Source organism: Parageobacillus galactosidasius (assembly GCF_002217735.1).
GTDB classification, from domain to species: Bacteria; Bacillota; Bacilli; order Bacillales; family Anoxybacillaceae; genus Parageobacillus_B; species Parageobacillus_B toebii.
Genome location: NZ_NDYL01000001.1, coordinates 127,292 through 142,979 on the forward strand (window position 1 = coordinate 127,292; position 15,688 = coordinate 142,979).

At 42.3% G+C, this 15,688-nt stretch carries 27 protein-coding genes; all 27 read left to right on the forward strand.

What is annotated here, in order from left to right:
- Nucleotides 1-37: 37 nt before the first annotated feature.
- The 27 genes from B9L23_RS00630 to secY all read left to right on the forward strand — a co-directional run bounded on the left by B9L23_RS00630 (nucleotide 38) and on the right by secY (nucleotide 15,649).
- The gene (locus B9L23_RS00630; RefSeq protein WP_012748879.1) at nucleotides 38-286 is read left to right on the forward strand and encodes a 50S ribosomal protein L7ae-like protein; all 249 of its coding nucleotides are present in this window, start codon (nucleotides 38-40) and stop codon (nucleotides 284-286) included.
- A gap of 104 nt (nucleotides 287-390) precedes the next feature.
- Nucleotides 391-813: a 30S ribosomal protein S12 gene (rpsL, locus tag B9L23_RS00635; protein ID WP_012748880.1), complete on the forward strand. Its 423-nt coding sequence runs from the start codon at nucleotides 391-393 to the stop codon at nucleotides 811-813.
- A 37-nt stretch (nucleotides 814-850) separates the two neighbouring features.
- Nucleotides 851-1,321, forward strand: coding sequence for a 30S ribosomal protein S7 (rpsG, locus tag B9L23_RS00640; RefSeq protein WP_012748881.1), 471 nt, complete (start codon nucleotides 851-853; stop codon nucleotides 1,319-1,321).
- Nucleotides 1,322-1,478: 157 nt separating this feature from the next.
- On the forward strand, nucleotides 1,479-3,557 hold the full coding sequence (gene fusA, locus B9L23_RS00645; protein WP_012748882.1) for an elongation factor G: 2,079 nt from the start codon (nucleotides 1,479-1,481) through the stop codon (nucleotides 3,555-3,557).
- A gap of 144 nt (nucleotides 3,558-3,701) precedes the next feature.
- Nucleotides 3,702-4,889, forward strand: coding sequence for an elongation factor Tu (gene tuf, locus B9L23_RS00650; RefSeq protein ID WP_012748883.1), 1,188 nt, complete (start codon nucleotides 3,702-3,704; stop codon nucleotides 4,887-4,889).
- A 295-nt stretch (nucleotides 4,890-5,184) separates the two neighbouring features.
- Complete coding sequence (rpsJ, locus tag B9L23_RS00660) at nucleotides 5,185-5,493, forward strand: 30S ribosomal protein S10 (protein WP_003247558.1); 309 nt, start codon at nucleotides 5,185-5,187, stop codon at nucleotides 5,491-5,493.
- A gap of 20 nt (nucleotides 5,494-5,513) precedes the next feature.
- On the forward strand, nucleotides 5,514-6,149 hold the full coding sequence (gene rplC / locus B9L23_RS00665) for a 50S ribosomal protein L3 (protein ID WP_012748884.1): 636 nt from the start codon (nucleotides 5,514-5,516) through the stop codon (nucleotides 6,147-6,149).
- Between the two features lie 29 nt (nucleotides 6,150-6,178).
- Nucleotides 6,179-6,802: a 50S ribosomal protein L4 gene (rplD, locus tag B9L23_RS00670; protein WP_062756061.1), complete on the forward strand. Its 624-nt coding sequence runs from the start codon at nucleotides 6,179-6,181 to the stop codon at nucleotides 6,800-6,802.
- A complete protein-coding gene (rplW, locus tag B9L23_RS00675; RefSeq protein ID WP_012748886.1) occupies nucleotides 6,802-7,089 on the forward strand; it encodes a 50S ribosomal protein L23 in 288 nt (95 codons plus the stop codon). Before rplD ends, rplW begins: the two co-directional genes overlap by 1 nt.
- 26 nt (nucleotides 7,090-7,115) lie before the next feature.
- The gene (gene rplB, locus B9L23_RS00680) at nucleotides 7,116-7,946 is read left to right on the forward strand and encodes a 50S ribosomal protein L2 (protein WP_012748887.1); all 831 of its coding nucleotides are present in this window, start codon (nucleotides 7,116-7,118) and stop codon (nucleotides 7,944-7,946) included.
- 57 nt (nucleotides 7,947-8,003) lie between these two features.
- The gene (rpsS, locus tag B9L23_RS00685) at nucleotides 8,004-8,282 is read left to right on the forward strand and encodes a 30S ribosomal protein S19 (protein WP_003247570.1); all 279 of its coding nucleotides are present in this window, start codon (nucleotides 8,004-8,006) and stop codon (nucleotides 8,280-8,282) included.
- Between the two features lie 18 nt (nucleotides 8,283-8,300).
- A complete protein-coding gene (gene rplV, locus B9L23_RS00690; protein WP_012748888.1) occupies nucleotides 8,301-8,642 on the forward strand; it encodes a 50S ribosomal protein L22 in 342 nt (113 codons plus the stop codon).
- Nucleotides 8,643-8,645: 3 nt separating this feature from the next.
- Nucleotides 8,646-9,302 (forward strand): 30S ribosomal protein S3, encoded by a 657-nt coding sequence (gene rpsC / locus B9L23_RS00695; protein ID WP_012748889.1) that lies wholly within the window; start codon nucleotides 8,646-8,648, stop codon nucleotides 9,300-9,302.
- A gap of 2 nt (nucleotides 9,303-9,304) precedes the next feature.
- Nucleotides 9,305-9,739 carry a 50S ribosomal protein L16 gene (gene rplP / locus B9L23_RS00700; protein WP_012748890.1) on the forward strand — a complete coding sequence of 145 codons (435 nt, stop codon included), beginning with the start codon at nucleotides 9,305-9,307 and terminating at the stop codon, nucleotides 9,737-9,739.
- Nucleotides 9,729-9,935: a 50S ribosomal protein L29 gene (gene rpmC, locus B9L23_RS00705; protein WP_003247579.1), complete on the forward strand. Its 207-nt coding sequence runs from the start codon at nucleotides 9,729-9,731 to the stop codon at nucleotides 9,933-9,935. The genes rplP and rpmC overlap by 11 nt, the downstream gene beginning before the upstream one ends.
- 23 nt (nucleotides 9,936-9,958) lie before the next feature.
- Nucleotides 9,959-10,222: a 30S ribosomal protein S17 gene (rpsQ, locus tag B9L23_RS00710; protein WP_003247581.1), complete on the forward strand. Its 264-nt coding sequence runs from the start codon at nucleotides 9,959-9,961 to the stop codon at nucleotides 10,220-10,222.
- A 50-nt stretch (nucleotides 10,223-10,272) separates the two neighbouring features.
- Complete coding sequence (gene rplN / locus B9L23_RS00715; protein WP_003247583.1) at nucleotides 10,273-10,641, forward strand: 50S ribosomal protein L14; 369 nt, start codon at nucleotides 10,273-10,275, stop codon at nucleotides 10,639-10,641.
- A 37-nt stretch (nucleotides 10,642-10,678) separates the two neighbouring features.
- Complete coding sequence (rplX, locus tag B9L23_RS00720) at nucleotides 10,679-10,990, forward strand: 50S ribosomal protein L24 (RefSeq protein ID WP_012748891.1); 312 nt, start codon at nucleotides 10,679-10,681, stop codon at nucleotides 10,988-10,990.
- 27 nt (nucleotides 10,991-11,017) lie between these two features.
- Nucleotides 11,018-11,557: a 50S ribosomal protein L5 gene (gene rplE, locus B9L23_RS00725; protein ID WP_012748892.1), complete on the forward strand. Its 540-nt coding sequence runs from the start codon at nucleotides 11,018-11,020 to the stop codon at nucleotides 11,555-11,557.
- A 34-nt stretch (nucleotides 11,558-11,591) separates the two neighbouring features.
- Nucleotides 11,592-11,777 (forward strand): type Z 30S ribosomal protein S14, encoded by a 186-nt coding sequence (locus B9L23_RS00730; protein WP_003247599.1) that lies wholly within the window; start codon nucleotides 11,592-11,594, stop codon nucleotides 11,775-11,777.
- Between the two features lie 32 nt (nucleotides 11,778-11,809).
- Nucleotides 11,810-12,208 carry a 30S ribosomal protein S8 gene (gene rpsH, locus B9L23_RS00735; RefSeq protein ID WP_012748893.1) on the forward strand — a complete coding sequence of 133 codons (399 nt, stop codon included), beginning with the start codon at nucleotides 11,810-11,812 and terminating at the stop codon, nucleotides 12,206-12,208.
- Nucleotides 12,209-12,239: 31 nt separating this feature from the next.
- A complete protein-coding gene (gene rplF, locus B9L23_RS00740) occupies nucleotides 12,240-12,776 on the forward strand; it encodes a 50S ribosomal protein L6 (protein ID WP_012748894.1) in 537 nt (178 codons plus the stop codon).
- 32 nt (nucleotides 12,777-12,808) lie between these two features.
- A complete protein-coding gene (rplR, locus tag B9L23_RS00745; RefSeq protein ID WP_012748895.1) occupies nucleotides 12,809-13,171 on the forward strand; it encodes a 50S ribosomal protein L18 in 363 nt (120 codons plus the stop codon).
- A 19-nt stretch (nucleotides 13,172-13,190) separates the two neighbouring features.
- Complete coding sequence (gene rpsE, locus B9L23_RS00750; protein ID WP_012748896.1) at nucleotides 13,191-13,691, forward strand: 30S ribosomal protein S5; 501 nt, start codon at nucleotides 13,191-13,193, stop codon at nucleotides 13,689-13,691.
- Nucleotides 13,692-13,704: 13 nt separating this feature from the next.
- On the forward strand, nucleotides 13,705-13,893 hold the full coding sequence (rpmD, locus tag B9L23_RS00755) for a 50S ribosomal protein L30 (RefSeq protein ID WP_012748897.1): 189 nt from the start codon (nucleotides 13,705-13,707) through the stop codon (nucleotides 13,891-13,893).
- Nucleotides 13,894-13,916: 23 nt separating this feature from the next.
- Nucleotides 13,917-14,357 carry a 50S ribosomal protein L15 gene (rplO, locus tag B9L23_RS00760; RefSeq protein ID WP_081189183.1) on the forward strand — a complete coding sequence of 147 codons (441 nt, stop codon included), beginning with the start codon at nucleotides 13,917-13,919 and terminating at the stop codon, nucleotides 14,355-14,357.
- On the forward strand, nucleotides 14,357-15,649 hold the full coding sequence (gene secY, locus B9L23_RS00765; RefSeq protein WP_081189184.1) for a preprotein translocase subunit SecY: 1,293 nt from the start codon (nucleotides 14,357-14,359) through the stop codon (nucleotides 15,647-15,649). Before rplO ends, secY begins: the two co-directional genes overlap by 1 nt.
- The last annotated feature ends 39 nt before the right edge of the window (nucleotides 15,650-15,688 follow it).

Consider the following 15,688-nt stretch of genomic DNA (forward strand, 5'->3'; position numbering starts at 1 on the left):
GTGTTCCGAAAACCTGGTACTTTGGAGGATATGTTACATGTCTTATGAAAAAGTATTGCAGGCTGGAAAAACTGTTGTAGGAACAAAGCAAACAGTAAGAGCTCTGAAAGAAGGAAAGGCACTGGAAGTTATCGTTGCGGAAGATGCTGATCCATCCATTATCGATAAAGTGATGGAAGCGGCAAAAGAAGCGAACGTTCCAGTTACGAAAGTGGATTCCATGAAAAAACTTGGGAAAGCATGCAAAATTCAAGTAGGAGCAGCTGCTGTAGCAATCATTCGTTAAAAACCGTTTTTGTGGTTTTTACTACAAAAACTTTGTTTTTGCATAAATAATGAACCGCCTGGATATGTGGGCTTGAGTTTGTATGTGAAGGGAGGAAATTTAACATGCCTACAATTAACCAACTAGTTCGCAAAGGTCGCGAGAAAAAAGTGGTAAAATCAAAATCGCCTGCATTAAATAAAGGGTACAACAGCTTCAAAAAAATACAAACAAACGTGTCTTCTCCACAAAAACGCGGTGTTTGTACACGTGTTGGCACGATGACACCGAAAAAGCCAAACTCTGCGCTTCGTAAATATGCGCGTGTTCGTTTAACGAACGGTATTGAGGTAACGGCTTATATCCCTGGTATCGGCCATAACCTACAAGAACACAGCGTCGTGTTAATTCGCGGCGGACGTGTAAAAGACTTGCCAGGGGTACGTTATCACATTATTCGTGGTGCCCTAGATACAGCAGGCGTAGCGAACCGTATGCAAGGTCGTTCAAAATACGGTGCGAAAAAACCAAAAGAATCGAAAAAATAATATGAAATAGGATTTTTGGTTGAAAGGAGGAAAAAATATGCCACGTAGAGGTCCAGTTCCAAAACGAGACGTACTACCAGATCCAATTTACAATTCAAAACTAGTGACCCGTCTTATCAATAAAATTATGATTGACGGTAAAAAAGGAAAAGCGCAAAAAATTCTTTATACAGCATTTGATATTATTCGCGAGCGTACGGGTAAAGATCCAATGGAAGTATTTGAGCAAGCGTTGAAAAACGTAATGCCTGTGCTTGAAGTTCGTGCACGCCGCGTTGGTGGTGCGAACTATCAAGTTCCTGTTGAGGTTCGCCCAGATCGTCGCGTTACATTAGGTCTTCGCTGGTTAGTACAGTATGCTCGTCTCCGCGGTGAAAGAACGATGGAAGAGCGTCTTGCGAATGAAATTATGGACGCTGCAAACAACACTGGCGCAGCTGTGAAAAAACGCGAAGATACACACAAAATGGCAGAAGCAAACAAAGCGTTTGCACATTATCGTTGGTAATTACGGTTCTTTATTGATAATCTACAAGGGAGAATAGGTGATGGTGGCTGGGAAACTTGCCGCCAATTCACCTATATTCCTATATTATTTATTATTATGATTTTGTATTAGCGAATATCACATGATACTTATTTGAAGGAAGGAGAAAATAACCACCATGGCAAGAGAGTTCTCCTTAGAAAACACTCGAAACATTGGGATTATGGCGCATATTGACGCCGGTAAGACGACAACAACAGAGCGCATCTTGTTCTATACTGGCCGTATTCATAAAATTGGGGAAACTCATGAAGGTGCTTCCCAAATGGACTGGATGGAACAAGAACAAGAGCGCGGGATTACGATTACATCTGCTGCGACAACAGCACAATGGAAAGGGCATCGCATCAATATCATCGATACACCAGGGCACGTAGACTTTACGGTAGAAGTTGAACGTTCTCTTCGTGTACTTGACGGTGCGATCACTGTTCTTGACGCGCAATCTGGTGTAGAACCGCAAACAGAAACAGTATGGCGCCAAGCGACTACATACGGGGTTCCACGTATCGTATTCGTTAACAAAATGGATAAAATTGGCGCGGACTTTTTGTATTCCGTAAAAACGCTTCATGACCGCTTGCATGCAAACGCGCATCCTGTGCAATTGCCAATCGGCGCGGAGGACCAATTCTCCGGCATTATTGACCTTGTGGAAATGTGCGCGTACCATTATCATGATGAGCTTGGCAAAAATATTGAGCGCATTGAAATTCCAGAAGATTACCGCGATATGGCGGAAGAATATCGCAACAAGCTCATTGAAGCAGTTGCGGAATTAGATGAAGAGCTTATGATGAAATATTTAGAAGGGGAAGAAATTACAAAAGAAGAATTGAAAGCTGCGATTCGTAAAGCGACGATTAGCGTGGAATTCTTCCCTGTATTTTGCGGTTCTGCATTTAAAAACAAAGGGGTTCAGTTATTGCTTGACGGAGTTGTAGACTATCTTCCTTCTCCTGTGGACATCCCTCCAATTAAAGGGATCGTTCCGGATACAGAAGAAGAAGTAGTTCGTGAAGCAGACGATGACGCTCCATTCGCAGCGTTAGCGTTTAAAGTTATGACTGACCCTTACGTTGGTAAGTTAACGTTCTTCCGTGTGTACTCTGGTACACTAGATTCTGGTTCATATGTCATGAACTCGACAAAACGTAAACGTGAACGTATCGGTCGTATCCTACAAATGCATGCGAACCACCGTCAGGAAATTTCGAAAGTATATGCCGGTGACATCGCAGCAGCTGTAGGTTTAAAAGATACAACAACAGGCGATACTCTATGTGATGAAAAGAACCTTGTTATACTAGAATCAATGCAGTTCCCTGAACCAGTTATTTCGGTGGCGATCGAGCCAAAATCGAAAGCGGATCAAGATAAAATGGGTCAAGCATTGCAAAAATTACAAGAAGAAGACCCGACATTCCGCGCTCATACAGATCCGGAAACTGGCCAAACGATCATTTCTGGTATGGGTGAGCTTCACCTAGACATCATCGTTGACCGTATGCGCCGTGAATTCAAAGTGGAAGCAAACGTCGGTGCTCCACAAGTTGCATATCGCGAAACATTCCGTAAATCGGCGCAAGTCGAAGGGAAATTCATCCGCCAATCTGGTGGTCGCGGTCAATACGGTCACGTTTGGATCGAATTCTCTCCAAATGAGCGTGGAAAAGGATTCGAATTCGAAAACGCGATTGTCGGTGGGGTTGTCCCGAAAGAATATGTACCGGCAGTACAGGCAGGTCTTGAAGAAGCAATGCAAAACGGGGTTCTTGCCGGATATCCAGTGGTCGATATTAAAGCGAAACTATTTGATGGTTCTTACCATGATGTCGACTCGAGTGAAATGGCGTTCAAAATCGCAGCTTCGTTAGCATTGAAAAACGCTGCGACAAAATGTGACCCTGTGTTGCTTGAGCCAATCATGAAAGTTGAAGTAGTAATCCCAGAAGAATATCTTGGCGATATTATGGGTGACATTACTTCTCGCCGTGGACGCGTAGAAGGAATGGAAGCTCGCGGTAACGCACAAGTCGTTCGCGCGATGGTTCCACTAGCGGAAATGTTTGGATACGCTACTTCGCTACGCTCTAACACACAAGGACGTGGAACATTCACGATGGTATTTGACCATTATGAAGAAGTTCCGAAAAACATTGCAGATGAAATCATCAAAAAAAATAAGGGTGAATAATTGATTTCTGTCTGCAGTTTCGCTATAAATACTTATGTAAGACTTGGGAGCAAATATGACAAGTGTTTGCTCCCGGGCATTCTATATTATAAATTCAATTTTTAATTTAAAAATTAATATTCTAATTTTAAGGAGGATACTATAATGGCTAAAGAGAAATTCGAACGTAAGAAACCACACGTCAATATTGGTACTATCGGCCACGTTGACCATGGTAAAACTACGTTAACTGCTGCAATTACAGCGGTTCTTGCAAAACAAGGTAAAGCGCAAGCTAGAGCATACGACCAAATCGATGCTGCTCCAGAAGAACGTGAACGCGGTATCACAATCTCTACTTCACACGTTGAGTATGAAACTGACAACCGTCACTATGCACACGTTGACTGCCCTGGCCACGCTGACTACGTGAAAAACATGATCACAGGTGCAGCGCAAATGGATGGCGCAATTCTTGTTGTGTCTGCAGCTGACGGTCCAATGCCACAAACTCGCGAACACATTCTTCTTTCTCGCCAAGTAGGTGTACCATACATCGTTGTATTCTTGAACAAATGCGATATGGTAGACGATGAAGAATTGCTAGAACTAGTTGAAATGGAAGTTCGCGATCTATTATCTGAATATGACTTCCCTGGCGACGAAGTACCTGTTATCAAAGGTTCTGCGTTAAAAGCACTTGAAGGCGATCCACAATGGGAAGAAAAAATTATTGAACTTATGAATGCAGTTGATGAATACATTCCAACTCCACAACGTGAAATTGACAAACCATTTATGATGCCAATCGAAGACGTATTCTCGATCACTGGTCGTGGTACAGTTGCAACTGGCCGTGTTGAACGCGGTACGTTAAAAGTTGGTGACGCTGTAGAAATCGTTGGTCTTGCTGACGAGCCAAAATCTACAACGGTTACTGGTGTAGAAATGTTCCGTAAACTTCTTGACCAAGCAGAAGCTGGTGACAACATCGGTGCGCTTCTTCGCGGGGTATCTCGTGATGAAGTAGAACGCGGTCAAGTATTGGCAAAACCAGGCTCTATCACACCACACACAAAATTTAAAGCACAAGTTTACGTTTTAACAAAAGAAGAAGGTGGACGTCATACTCCATTCTTCTCTAACTACCGTCCACAATTCTACTTCCGTACAACAGACGTTACAGGTATCATCACGCTTCCAGAAGGCGTGGAAATGGTTATGCCTGGTGACAACGTTGAAATGACTGTAGAATTAATCGCGCCAATCGCGATCGAAGAAGGTACAAAATTCTCGATTCGTGAAGGCGGACGTACAGTAGGCGCTGGTTCTGTATCTGAAATTATTGAATAATAACAGCCCTACTAAAAAGCAGGTTTGCGTTTGCAAACCTGCTTTTATTTCATTTGCGCAATTTTTTGACAAGTTGAAAATGCTCATTAGCTATGTATAATATAATAAGTGTGTAGAAAAACAAAGAAATTGCTTGCAATCTCGTTTACATATCTGTATAATATCAAATGTTGGTCTTTGACTGCGATGAAGTGGAAGGTTGCTGACACACCCGGTCGCTTTGCCATGGCGAGTGTGCAGGAAATTTCCATGGAGAATGTCTATTTTCAAAATAGGCGAAGAAGGAGGGAAAACAATGGCAAAGGAAAAAATTCGTATCCGTTTAAAAGCTTACGATCATCGAATTCTTGATCAATCTGCTGAGAAAATCGTAGAAACAGCGAAACGTTCCGGGGCAAAAGTGTCCGGTCCGATTCCGTTGCCAACGGAAAGAACTGTTTATACGATTTTGCGTGCTGTTCACAAGTATAAAGACTCTCGTGAACAATTCGAAATGCGTACACATAAACGTTTGATCGATATCGTAAATCCTACTCCACAAACGGTAGATTCATTAATGCGTCTTGACTTACCGTCTGGTGTTGATATTGAAATTAAACTTTAATTTAGCAGGAGGTGTGACGAATGACCAAGGGAATCTTAGGGAGAAAAATTGGTATGACGCAAGTATTCGCGGAAAACGGCGACTTAATTCCTGTAACCGTCATCGAAGCGACTCCAAACGTGGTATTGCAAAAGAAAACAATTGAAAAAGACGGTTACGAAGCGATTCAATTAGGTTTTGAAGATATAAGCGAAAAACGCGCCAATAAACCGCAAATCGGTCATGCTGCGAAAGCGAATACTGCACCTAAGCGCTTCATCCGTGAAATTCGCGGCGCAAATATTGATGAATATGAAGTTGGTCAGGAAGTCAAAGTAGATATTTTCGCTGAAGGCGATATTGTTGATGTTACTGGAATTTCAAAAGGGAAAGGATTCCAAGGCGCAATCAAACGTCATGGACAATCTCGCGGGCCAATGGCACACGGTTCTCGCTATCATCGTCGTCCTGGTTCAATGGGTGCGATTGCTCCAAACCGTGTATTTAAATCAAAAGAATTGCCAGGTCGCATGGGTGGCCAACGTGTAACAATCCAAAACTTGAAAATTGTCAAAGTGGATCCAGAACGCAACCTTCTTCTTATTAAAGGAAACGTACCTGGCCCAAGAAAAGGATTAGTCATCGTTAAAAGCGCAGTGAAAGCAAAAGCAAAATAATACTTTGCTAGGAAAGGAGGAACTATCCAATGCCAAAAGTAGCATTGTATAACCAGAGCGGAGAAACAATCGGAGAAATCGAACTGAACGATTCCGTATTTGGCATTGAGCCAAATAAACATGTGTTATTTGAAGCGGTTGTTATGCAACGTGCTTCTTTGCGTCAAGGAACGCACAAAACAAAAAATCGCGCTGAAGTAAGTGGCGGCGGCCGCAAACCATGGCGTCAAAAAGGTACAGGACGTGCTCGTCAAGGTTCTATTCGCGCTCCACAATGGCGTGGTGGTGGTACGGTATTTGGTCCTGTTCCGCGCAGCTACAGCTATAAGTTGCCGAAAAAAGTTCGTCGCTTAGCAATTAAGTCAGCGTTATCTTCTAAAGTTCTTGAAAACAACATTGTTGTTTTAGATAACTTAACATTAGAAGCTCCAAAAACAAAAGAAATGGTGAAAATCTTAAATAACCTTTCTGTTGATCGCAAAGCGTTAATTGTAACTGATGATGTGAACGAAAATGTCACATTATCTGCACGCAATATTCCTGGCGTTACCGTGGTTACAGCAAACGGCATTAACGTTCTTGATGTATTAAATCATGATAAACTTGTAATCACGAAAGCGGCCGTGGAGAAAGTAGAGGAGGTGCTTGCATAATGAAAGATCCTCGTGATATTATTAAGCGCCCCATCATCACGGAAAACACGATGAATTTAACGGCTCAAAAAAAATATACGTTTGAAGTAGATGTAAAAGCGAATAAAACAGAAGTGAAAGAAGCAGTAGAGAAAATTTTTGGTGTTAAAGTAGAAAAAGTAAACATCATGAACTATAAAGGAAAATTCAAACGCGTTGGTCGTTACAGCGGTTATACAAACCGTCGCCGCAAAGCGATTGTAACGTTAACGCCAGACAGCAAGGATATCGAATTGTTCGAAGTATAGTTTAAAAGCGAAGGAGGGAAACAAACATGGCGATTAAAAAATATAAACCGACGTCAAATGGTCGTCGTGGTATGACAGTTCTTGACTTCTCAGAAATCACAACAGATCAGCCGGAAAAATCGTTGCTTGCGCCATTAAAGAAAAAAGCTGGCCGCAACAACCAAGGAAAAATTACGGTACGTCATCAAGGTGGCGGTCATAAACGTCAATATCGTATTATTGACTTTAAACGTGATAAAGATGGAATTCCAGGCCGCGTTGCTACAATTGAGTATGATCCAAACCGTTCTGCAAACATTGCGTTAATTCACTATGCAGATGGTGAAAAACGTTATATCATTGCGCCGAAAAATCTAAAAGTAGGCATGGAAATTATGTCTGGACCAGATGCAGATATTAAAGTGGGTAACGCATTGCCGCTTGAAAATATTCCAGTTGGTACGTTTGTGCACAATATCGAACTAAAACCAGGAAGAGGTGGACAATTGGTCCGCGCTGCTGGTACATCTGCGCAAGTGCTTGGTAAAGAAGGAAAATACGTTATTGTTCGTCTTGCATCTGGCGAGGTCCGCATGATTTTAGGTGCTTGCCGTGCAACAGTTGGGGAAGTAGGCAATGAGCAGCATGAGCTTGTGAAGATCGGTAAGGCAGGTCGCGCTCGTTGGTTAGGTATTCGCCCGACAGTTCGCGGTTCGGTTATGAACCCTGTTGATCACCCACACGGTGGTGGTGAAGGTAAAGCACCAATCGGACGCAAATCTCCAATGACTCCTTGGGGTAAACCAACACTTGGCTTTAAAACACGCAAAAAGAAAAACAAATCGGATAAATTCATTATACGTCGTCGTAAAAAATAACGGGGTTGAACTACGGTTCTTAAGAACCGTAGAGCAATCACGAAGGGAGGTTCATTTATGGGTCGCAGCTTAAAAAAAGGTCCATTCTGTGATGAGCATTTAATGAAAAAAATCGAAAAATTAAATGAAACAGGACAAAAACAAGTGATTAAAACATGGTCTCGTCGTTCCACTATTTTCCCACAATTTGTTGGTCACACGATCGCCGTATACGATGGACGCAAACACGTACCGGTTTATATCACAGAAGATATGGTAGGACATAAACTTGGCGAGTTCGCACCAACACGTACGTTCAGAGGACACGCTGGCGACGATAAGAAAACAAAACGTTAATGAGAGGAGGTTCAACACATGCAAGCTAAAGCTGTTGCACGAACAGTCCGTATTGCTCCTCGTAAGGCACGTTTAGTGATTGACTTAATTCGAGGAAAAGAAGTTGGTGAGGCAGTCGCAATTCTTCGCCACACACCAAAAGCTGCTTCTCCGATTATTGAAAAAGTTTTAAAATCTGCAGTAGCAAACGCTGAACATAACTACGATATGGATGTCAACAAATTAGTGATTACGGAAGCATACGTTGACGAAGGACCAACATTGAAACGTTTCCGTCCGCGCGCAATGGGTCGTGCTAGCGCAATTAATAAACGCACAAGCCATATCACCATCGTTGTTTCAGAAAAGAAGGAGGGATAATCAGTGGGTCAAAAGGTGAATCCGGTCGGTCTCCGCATCGGCATTATTCGTGACTGGGACTCTAGATGGTACGCTGAAAAAGATTATGCGGACCTTTTACATGAGGATCTAAAAATCCGTGAGTATATTAATAAACGTTTGCAAGACGCTGCAGTATCTCGCATTGAAATTGAACGTGCAGCAAACCGCGTTAACATTACGATTCACACAGCGAAACCAGGCATGGTGATCGGAAAAGGTGGTTCAGAAGTAGAGGCGCTTCGCAAGGCATTAACGCAATTAACTGGCAAACGTGTTCACATTAACATCGTTGAAATCAAAAAGCCAGACTTAGATGCGAAACTAGTTGCGGAAAACATTGCACGCCAACTTGAAAACCGCGTTTCGTTCCGTCGTGCGCAAAAACAAGCGATTCAACGTGCAATGCGCGCAGGAGCAAAAGGGATTAAAACGATGGTATCCGGTCGTCTTGGCGGTGCGGATATCGCACGTTCTGAACATTACAGTGAAGGAACTGTTCCACTCCACACGCTTCGCGCTGACATCGATTATGCAACTGCAGAAGCGGATACAACATACGGAAAACTTGGTGTAAAAGTATGGATTTATCGTGGAGAGGTCCTTCCGACAAAAAAGAAAACTGAGGAAGGAGGAAAATAATCATGTTAATGCCAAAACGCGTAAAATATCGTCGTGAACATCGCGGACGCATGAAAGGGCGCGCAAAAGGCGGTACGGAAGTACATTTCGGTGAGTACGGATTGCAAGCGCTAGAATCTGCTTGGATCACAAACCGACAAATCGAGGCTGCTCGTCGTGCGATGACTCGTTATATGAAACGTGGCGGTAAAGTTTGGATTAAAATTTTCCCTTCTAAACCATATACAGCAAAACCATTGGAAGTACGGATGGGTTCCGGTAAAGGTGCTCCTGAAGGTTGGGTAGCTGTTGTAAAACCAGGTAAAGTAATGTTTGAAGTTGGCGGTGTTTCTGAGGAAGTAGCACGTGAAGCATTGCGTCTTGCTTCTCACAAACTTCCGATCAAATGCAAGTTTGTAAAACGTGAAGAAATTGGTGGTGAAGCAAATGAAAGCTAAAGAAATTCGTGAACTTACCACTGCCGAAATCGAACAAAAAATTAAAGCGTTAAAAGAAGAATTATTCAACCTTCGCTTCCAATTGGCAACAGGGCAATTAGAAAACACAGCACGCATCCGCCAAGTGCGTAAAGATATTGCACGCATGAAAACGATTATCCGCGAAAGAGAGATTGCTGCGAACGCAAAAAAATAACCGTTTGAGAGGAGGTTTGCGACATGAGTGAGCGCAATCAACGCAAAGTGTACGTAGGCCGCGTTGTATCCGACAAAATGGATAAAACCATTACTGTTCTTGTTGAAACATACAAAAAACATCCGCTTTACGGCAAACGCGTGAAATATTCAAAAAAATATAAAGCGCATGATGAAAACAACATCGCAAAAGTCGGCGATATCGTAAAAATTATGGAGACTCGCCCGCTTTCTGCAACGAAGCGTTTCCGTTTAGTAGAAATCGTTGAAAAAGCAGTTATCGTTTAATCATTATCTATGTTCGGATCGTGATATAATTCCGAAAGGAGGTTTCGTCAATGATTCAACAAGAATCTCGTTTAAAAGTAGCTGATAACTCAGGCGCACGTGAAGTGCTTGTCATTAAAGTATTAGGCGGTTCTGGTCGCCGCTACGCAAACATTGGCGATGTGGTCGTTGCGACAGTTAAAGAAGCGACACCAGGTGGCGTTGTTAAAAAAGGTCAAGTAGTGAAAGCGGTAGTTGTTCGTACGAAACGTGGTGTTCGTCGCTCTGACGGTTCTTATATCCGCTTTGATGAAAATGCTTGCGTCATTATTCGTGATGATAAAAGCCCGCGTGGCACACGTATTTTCGGACCTGTTGCACGTGAATTACGTGACAAAGACTTTATGAAAATCATTTCTTTAGCTCCAGAAGTAATTTAACGGACAGGAAAAGCCTTTTAAGGAGGTGCGAACTGCGATGCATGTAAAAAAAGGTGATAAAGTACAAGTAATCTCCGGCAAAGATAAAGGAAAACAAGGCGTGATCCTTGCTGCATTCCCTAAGAAAAACCGTGTGATTGTTGAAGGTGTCAATATCGTTAAAAAACACGCAAAACCATCTCAAGCAAATCCACAAGGCGGCATTATCACAAAAGAGGCACCAATTCACGTATCTAAAGTAATGCCTTTAGATCCAAAAACGGGACTTCCAACACGTATTGGATATAAGATTGTAGATGGCAAAAAAGTACGTTATGCAAAAAGATCTGGTGAGATTTTAGATAAATAATTGTGATGTCAGAAAGGAGGTACTCTTATGAACCGCCTAAAAGAGAAGTATTTAAAAGAAGTGACTCCTGCTTTAATGAGCAAGTTCAACTATAAATCTATAATGCAAGTTCCAAAAATCGAAAAAATCGTCATCAACATGGGTGTTGGTGATGCGGTACAAAATCCAAAAGCACTTGATAGTGCTGTAGAAGAATTAACATTAATCGCTGGTCAAAAACCGGTTGTAACTCGTGCGAAAAAATCAATCGCTGGATTCCGTCTTCGCGCTGGAATGCCAATCGGTGCGAAAGTGACATTGCGTGGAGAACGCATGTATGATTTCTTAGACAAACTTATTTCTGTATCTCTTCCGCGTGTTCGTGATTTCCGTGGAGTATCGAAAAAGTCGTTTGATGGTCGCGGTAACTATACGTTGGGAATTAAAGAACAATTGATTTTCCCTGAAATTGATTACGATAAAGTAAATAAAGTTCGCGGTATGGATATCGTTATTGTTACTACAGCGAAAACGGACGAAGAGGCTCGTGAACTATTAACATTACTCGGTATGCCATTCCAAAAATAATGAATCCCATCTGTAAAATAAGGGAGGCGAAATCGTGGCTAAAAAATCAATGATCGCGAAACAAAAACGTACGCCAAAGTTTAAAGTAAGAGCGTACACCCGTTGCGAACGCTGCGGTCGTCCGCATTCGGTTTATCGCAAATTTAAACTTTGCCGTATTTGTTTCCGTGAATTAGCATACAAAGGTCAACTTCCAGGCATTAAAAAAGCAAGCTGGTAATAAACCCATGAATTGGGAAGGAGGTAAAACATATGGTGATGACAGATCCAATTGCAGATATGCTCACTCGCATTCGTAATGCGAATATGGTACGTCACGAGAAGCTCGAAGTGCCTGCTTCGAAAATGAAACGTGAAATCGCGGAAATTTTAAAACGCGAAGGATTTATTCGTGATGTTGAATACATTGAAGATAATAAGCAAGGCATTCTTCGTATTTTCTTAAAATACGGCCCAAATAACGAACGTGTAATTACCGGTTTGAAACGCATCAGCAAACCTGGTTTGCGCGTTTATGTTAAAGCCCATGAAGTGCCTCGCGTATTGAACGGTTTAGGGATTGCGATCCTTTCTACATCTCAAGGCATTTTAACAGATAAAGAAGCACGTCAAAAAGGAACTGGCGGCGAAGTAATCGCATACGTATGGTAATTCATTTTGCTAAGAATGGAGGTGTTTATGCATGTCACGTGTTGGTAAAAAGCCAATTGAAATTCCGTCTGGTGTAACAGTAACGGTTAACGGCAATACCGTTACAGTGAAAGGACCAAAAGGCGAATTGACTCGCACTTTTCATCCAGATATGACAATTAAAGTAGAAGATAATGTAATCACTGTTACTCGTCCGAGCGACGAAAAACGCCATCGTGCTCTTCATGGTACGACTCGCAGTTTGCTTGCAAACATGGTTGAAGGTGTATCAAAAGGTTACGAAAAAACGCTTGAATTAGTCGGTGTCGGTTATCGTGCGGCGAAACAAGGTAAAAAACTTGTACTGAACGTCGGTTTTTCTCATCCAGTAGAAATTGAACCGGAAGAAGGATTAGAAATTGAAGTTCCTTCACAAACAAAAATCGTTGTAAAAGGTGCAGACAAACAACGTGTCGGCGAACTTGCAGCGAATATTCGCGCTGTGCGTCCACCTGAACCATATAAAGGCAAAGGTATTCGCTACGAAGGCGAAGTCGTACGTCTTAAAGAAGGTAAAACTGGCAAATAATGCAGCTTAGCGAAATGAAAGGAGTGACATAAATGATCACAAAAGTTGACCGTAACGCAGTTCGTAAAAAAAGACATGCGCGCGTTCGCAAAAAAATATTTGGAACTGCTGAACGTCCACGCTTAAATGTGTTCCGTTCTAATAAACACATTTATGCGCAAATTATTGATGATATGAAAGCAGTAACGATTGTCAGCGCTTCTACATTAGATAAAGAATTTGACTTAGAATCGACTGGAAATATCGAAGCAGCAAAAAAAGTTGGCGAATTAGTCGCAAAACGTGCGTTAGAAAAAGGAATTAAAAAGGTCGTTTTCGACCGCGGCGGATATTTATATCACGGACGTGTAAAAGCACTTGCTGATGCTGCTCGCGAAGCTGGCTTAGAATTCTAATTATAAAGGAGGGACAATGATGCGTCGTATCGATCCAAATAAACTTGAACTTGAAGAGCGCGTAGTAGCGGTGAACCGTGTTGCAAAGGTAGTAAAAGGTGGACGTCGTTTACGCTTTTCCGCATTAGTGGTGGTCGGCGATAAAAACGGTCATGTCGGTTTTGGTACAGGAAAAGCACAAGAAGTTCCTGATGCGATCCGCAAAGCGATTGAAGATGCGAAGAAAAATTTAATTGAAGTACCGATTGTTGGAACAACGATTCCTCACGAAGTGATCGGTCATTTTGGAGCAGGGAAAATCATTTTGAAACCTGCATCCGAAGGTACAGGGGTTATCGCTGGTGGTCCAGCTCGTGCTGTACTAGAGTTAGCGGGTATTAGCGACATTTTATCTAAATCTATCGGTTCGAATACGCCAATTAACATGGTGCGCGCTACTGTTGACGGGTTAAAACAATTAAAACGTGCAGAAGATGTAGCGAGATTGCGCGGTAAAACAGTTGAGGAACTGTTAGGATAAGGAGGGAAATACAATGGCAAAAAAATTGGAGATTACCCTCACTCGCAGCGTCATCGGTCGTCCAGAAGATCAACGGATCACAGTGAAAACGTTAGGTTTACGCAAAATGCACCAAACCGTCGTTCATAATGATAATCCTGCGATTCGCGGGATGATTAACAAAGTCGCTCACCTTGTCAAAGTAAAAGAAATTGAAGAATAATGATCATAAGGAGGTGCTTCGCGATGAAACTTCATGAATTACAACCAGCACCAGGTTCCCGCAAAGAACGCACTCGCGTGGGCCGTGGTATCGGTTCTGGTAAAGGTAAAACGTCTGGTAGAGGTCAAAAAGGTCAAAATGCACGCTCTGGCGGTGGGGTACGCCTCGGTTTTGAAGGTGGTCAAACTCCTTTATTCCGTCGTCTTCCAAAACGCGGTTTTACCAACATTAATCGCAAAGAATATACGATCGTCAACCTTGATAAGTTAAATCGCTTTGAAGACGGTACAGAAGTAACGCCTGAATTGTTGCTTGAAACTGGCGTAATCAGCAAATTAAAATCAGGTGTGAAAATTTTAGGAAAAGGCCAAATCGAGAAAAAGTTAACGGTAAAAGCTCATAAATTCTCTGCTTCTGCGAAAGAAGCGATTGAAGCTGCTGGCGGTAAAACTGAGGTGATTTAATGTTTCGGACAATCTCCAACTTTATGCGCGTCGGTGATATAAGAAAAAAAATTATTTTTACTCTTCTCATGCTCGTTGTGTTCCGAATTGGGACGTTTATTCCTGTGCCGAATGTGAATGCGGATGTATTAAAAGTGCAAGACCAAATGAACGCTTTCGGTGTTCTGAACATATTCGGCGGCGGGGCATTACAAAACTTTTCCATTTTTGCGATGGGCGTCATGCCGTATATTACAGCATCCATCATCGTGCAGCTTTTGCAGATGGATGTTGTTCCTAAATTTACGGAGTGGTCAAAGCAAGGTGAGGTTGGACGACGTAAATTAGCTCAGTTTACCCGCTATTTTACGGTCGTTTTAGGTTTTATTCAGGCGCTCGGAATGTCATACGGTTTTAATAACCTAGCTTCAGGAGCGCTCATTAAAAATCCTGGAATACCAACATACCTGTTAATTGCAACGGTGTTAACAGCCGGAACTGCATTTCTAATGTGGCTTGGAGAACAAATTACTGCTAAAGGTGTTGGAAACGGCATTTCGATCATTATTTTTGCCGGGATTGTCTCCGGTATCCCTGCCGTGTTAAACCAAATTTATGCTCAACAATTTGAAAACATCGGCGAAGATTTGTTCTTACGAATTGTTAAGCTTCTGCTTGTTGCGTTAGCGGTAGTTGTTGTTATCGTTGGCGTTATTTACATTCAACAAGCATTCCGGAAAATTCCGATTCAATATGCAAAACGACTGGAAGGACGCAGCCCAGTTGGCGGGCATTCTACTCACTTGCCGCTGAAAGTAAATCCAGCGGGAGTGATTCCAGTTATTTTTGCTGTGTCGTTTCTTGTTGCTCCACCAACAATTGCATCGTTTTTTGGTTCGAATGATGTAACATTGTGGATTCGGAAAACATTCGATTATACACATCCAGTTGGCATGGTTATTTATGTTCTATTAATTATTGCGTTTACGTATTTCTATGCATTTGTCCAAGTCAATCCGGAACAGATGGCGGACAACCTGAAAAAACAAGGTGGTTACATCCCAGGAATACGTCCAGGAAAGAATACACAGGAATATGTAACGAAAATTCTTTACCGGCTTACTTTCGTCGGTTCGCTATTTTTAGCGGCTATTGCAATTCTTCCTGTTTTCTTTGTGGAATTTGCTAAATTGCCGCCTTCCGCTCAAATCGGTGGAACAAGTTTGCTCATTGTTGTCGGTGTTGCGCTTGAGACAATGAAACAACTTGAAAGTCAGCTTGTAAAACGTCACTATCGTGGTTTTATTAAATAAAGAGGTCAGGGGTACCCTAACCTCTATAGAGCTGAGGGG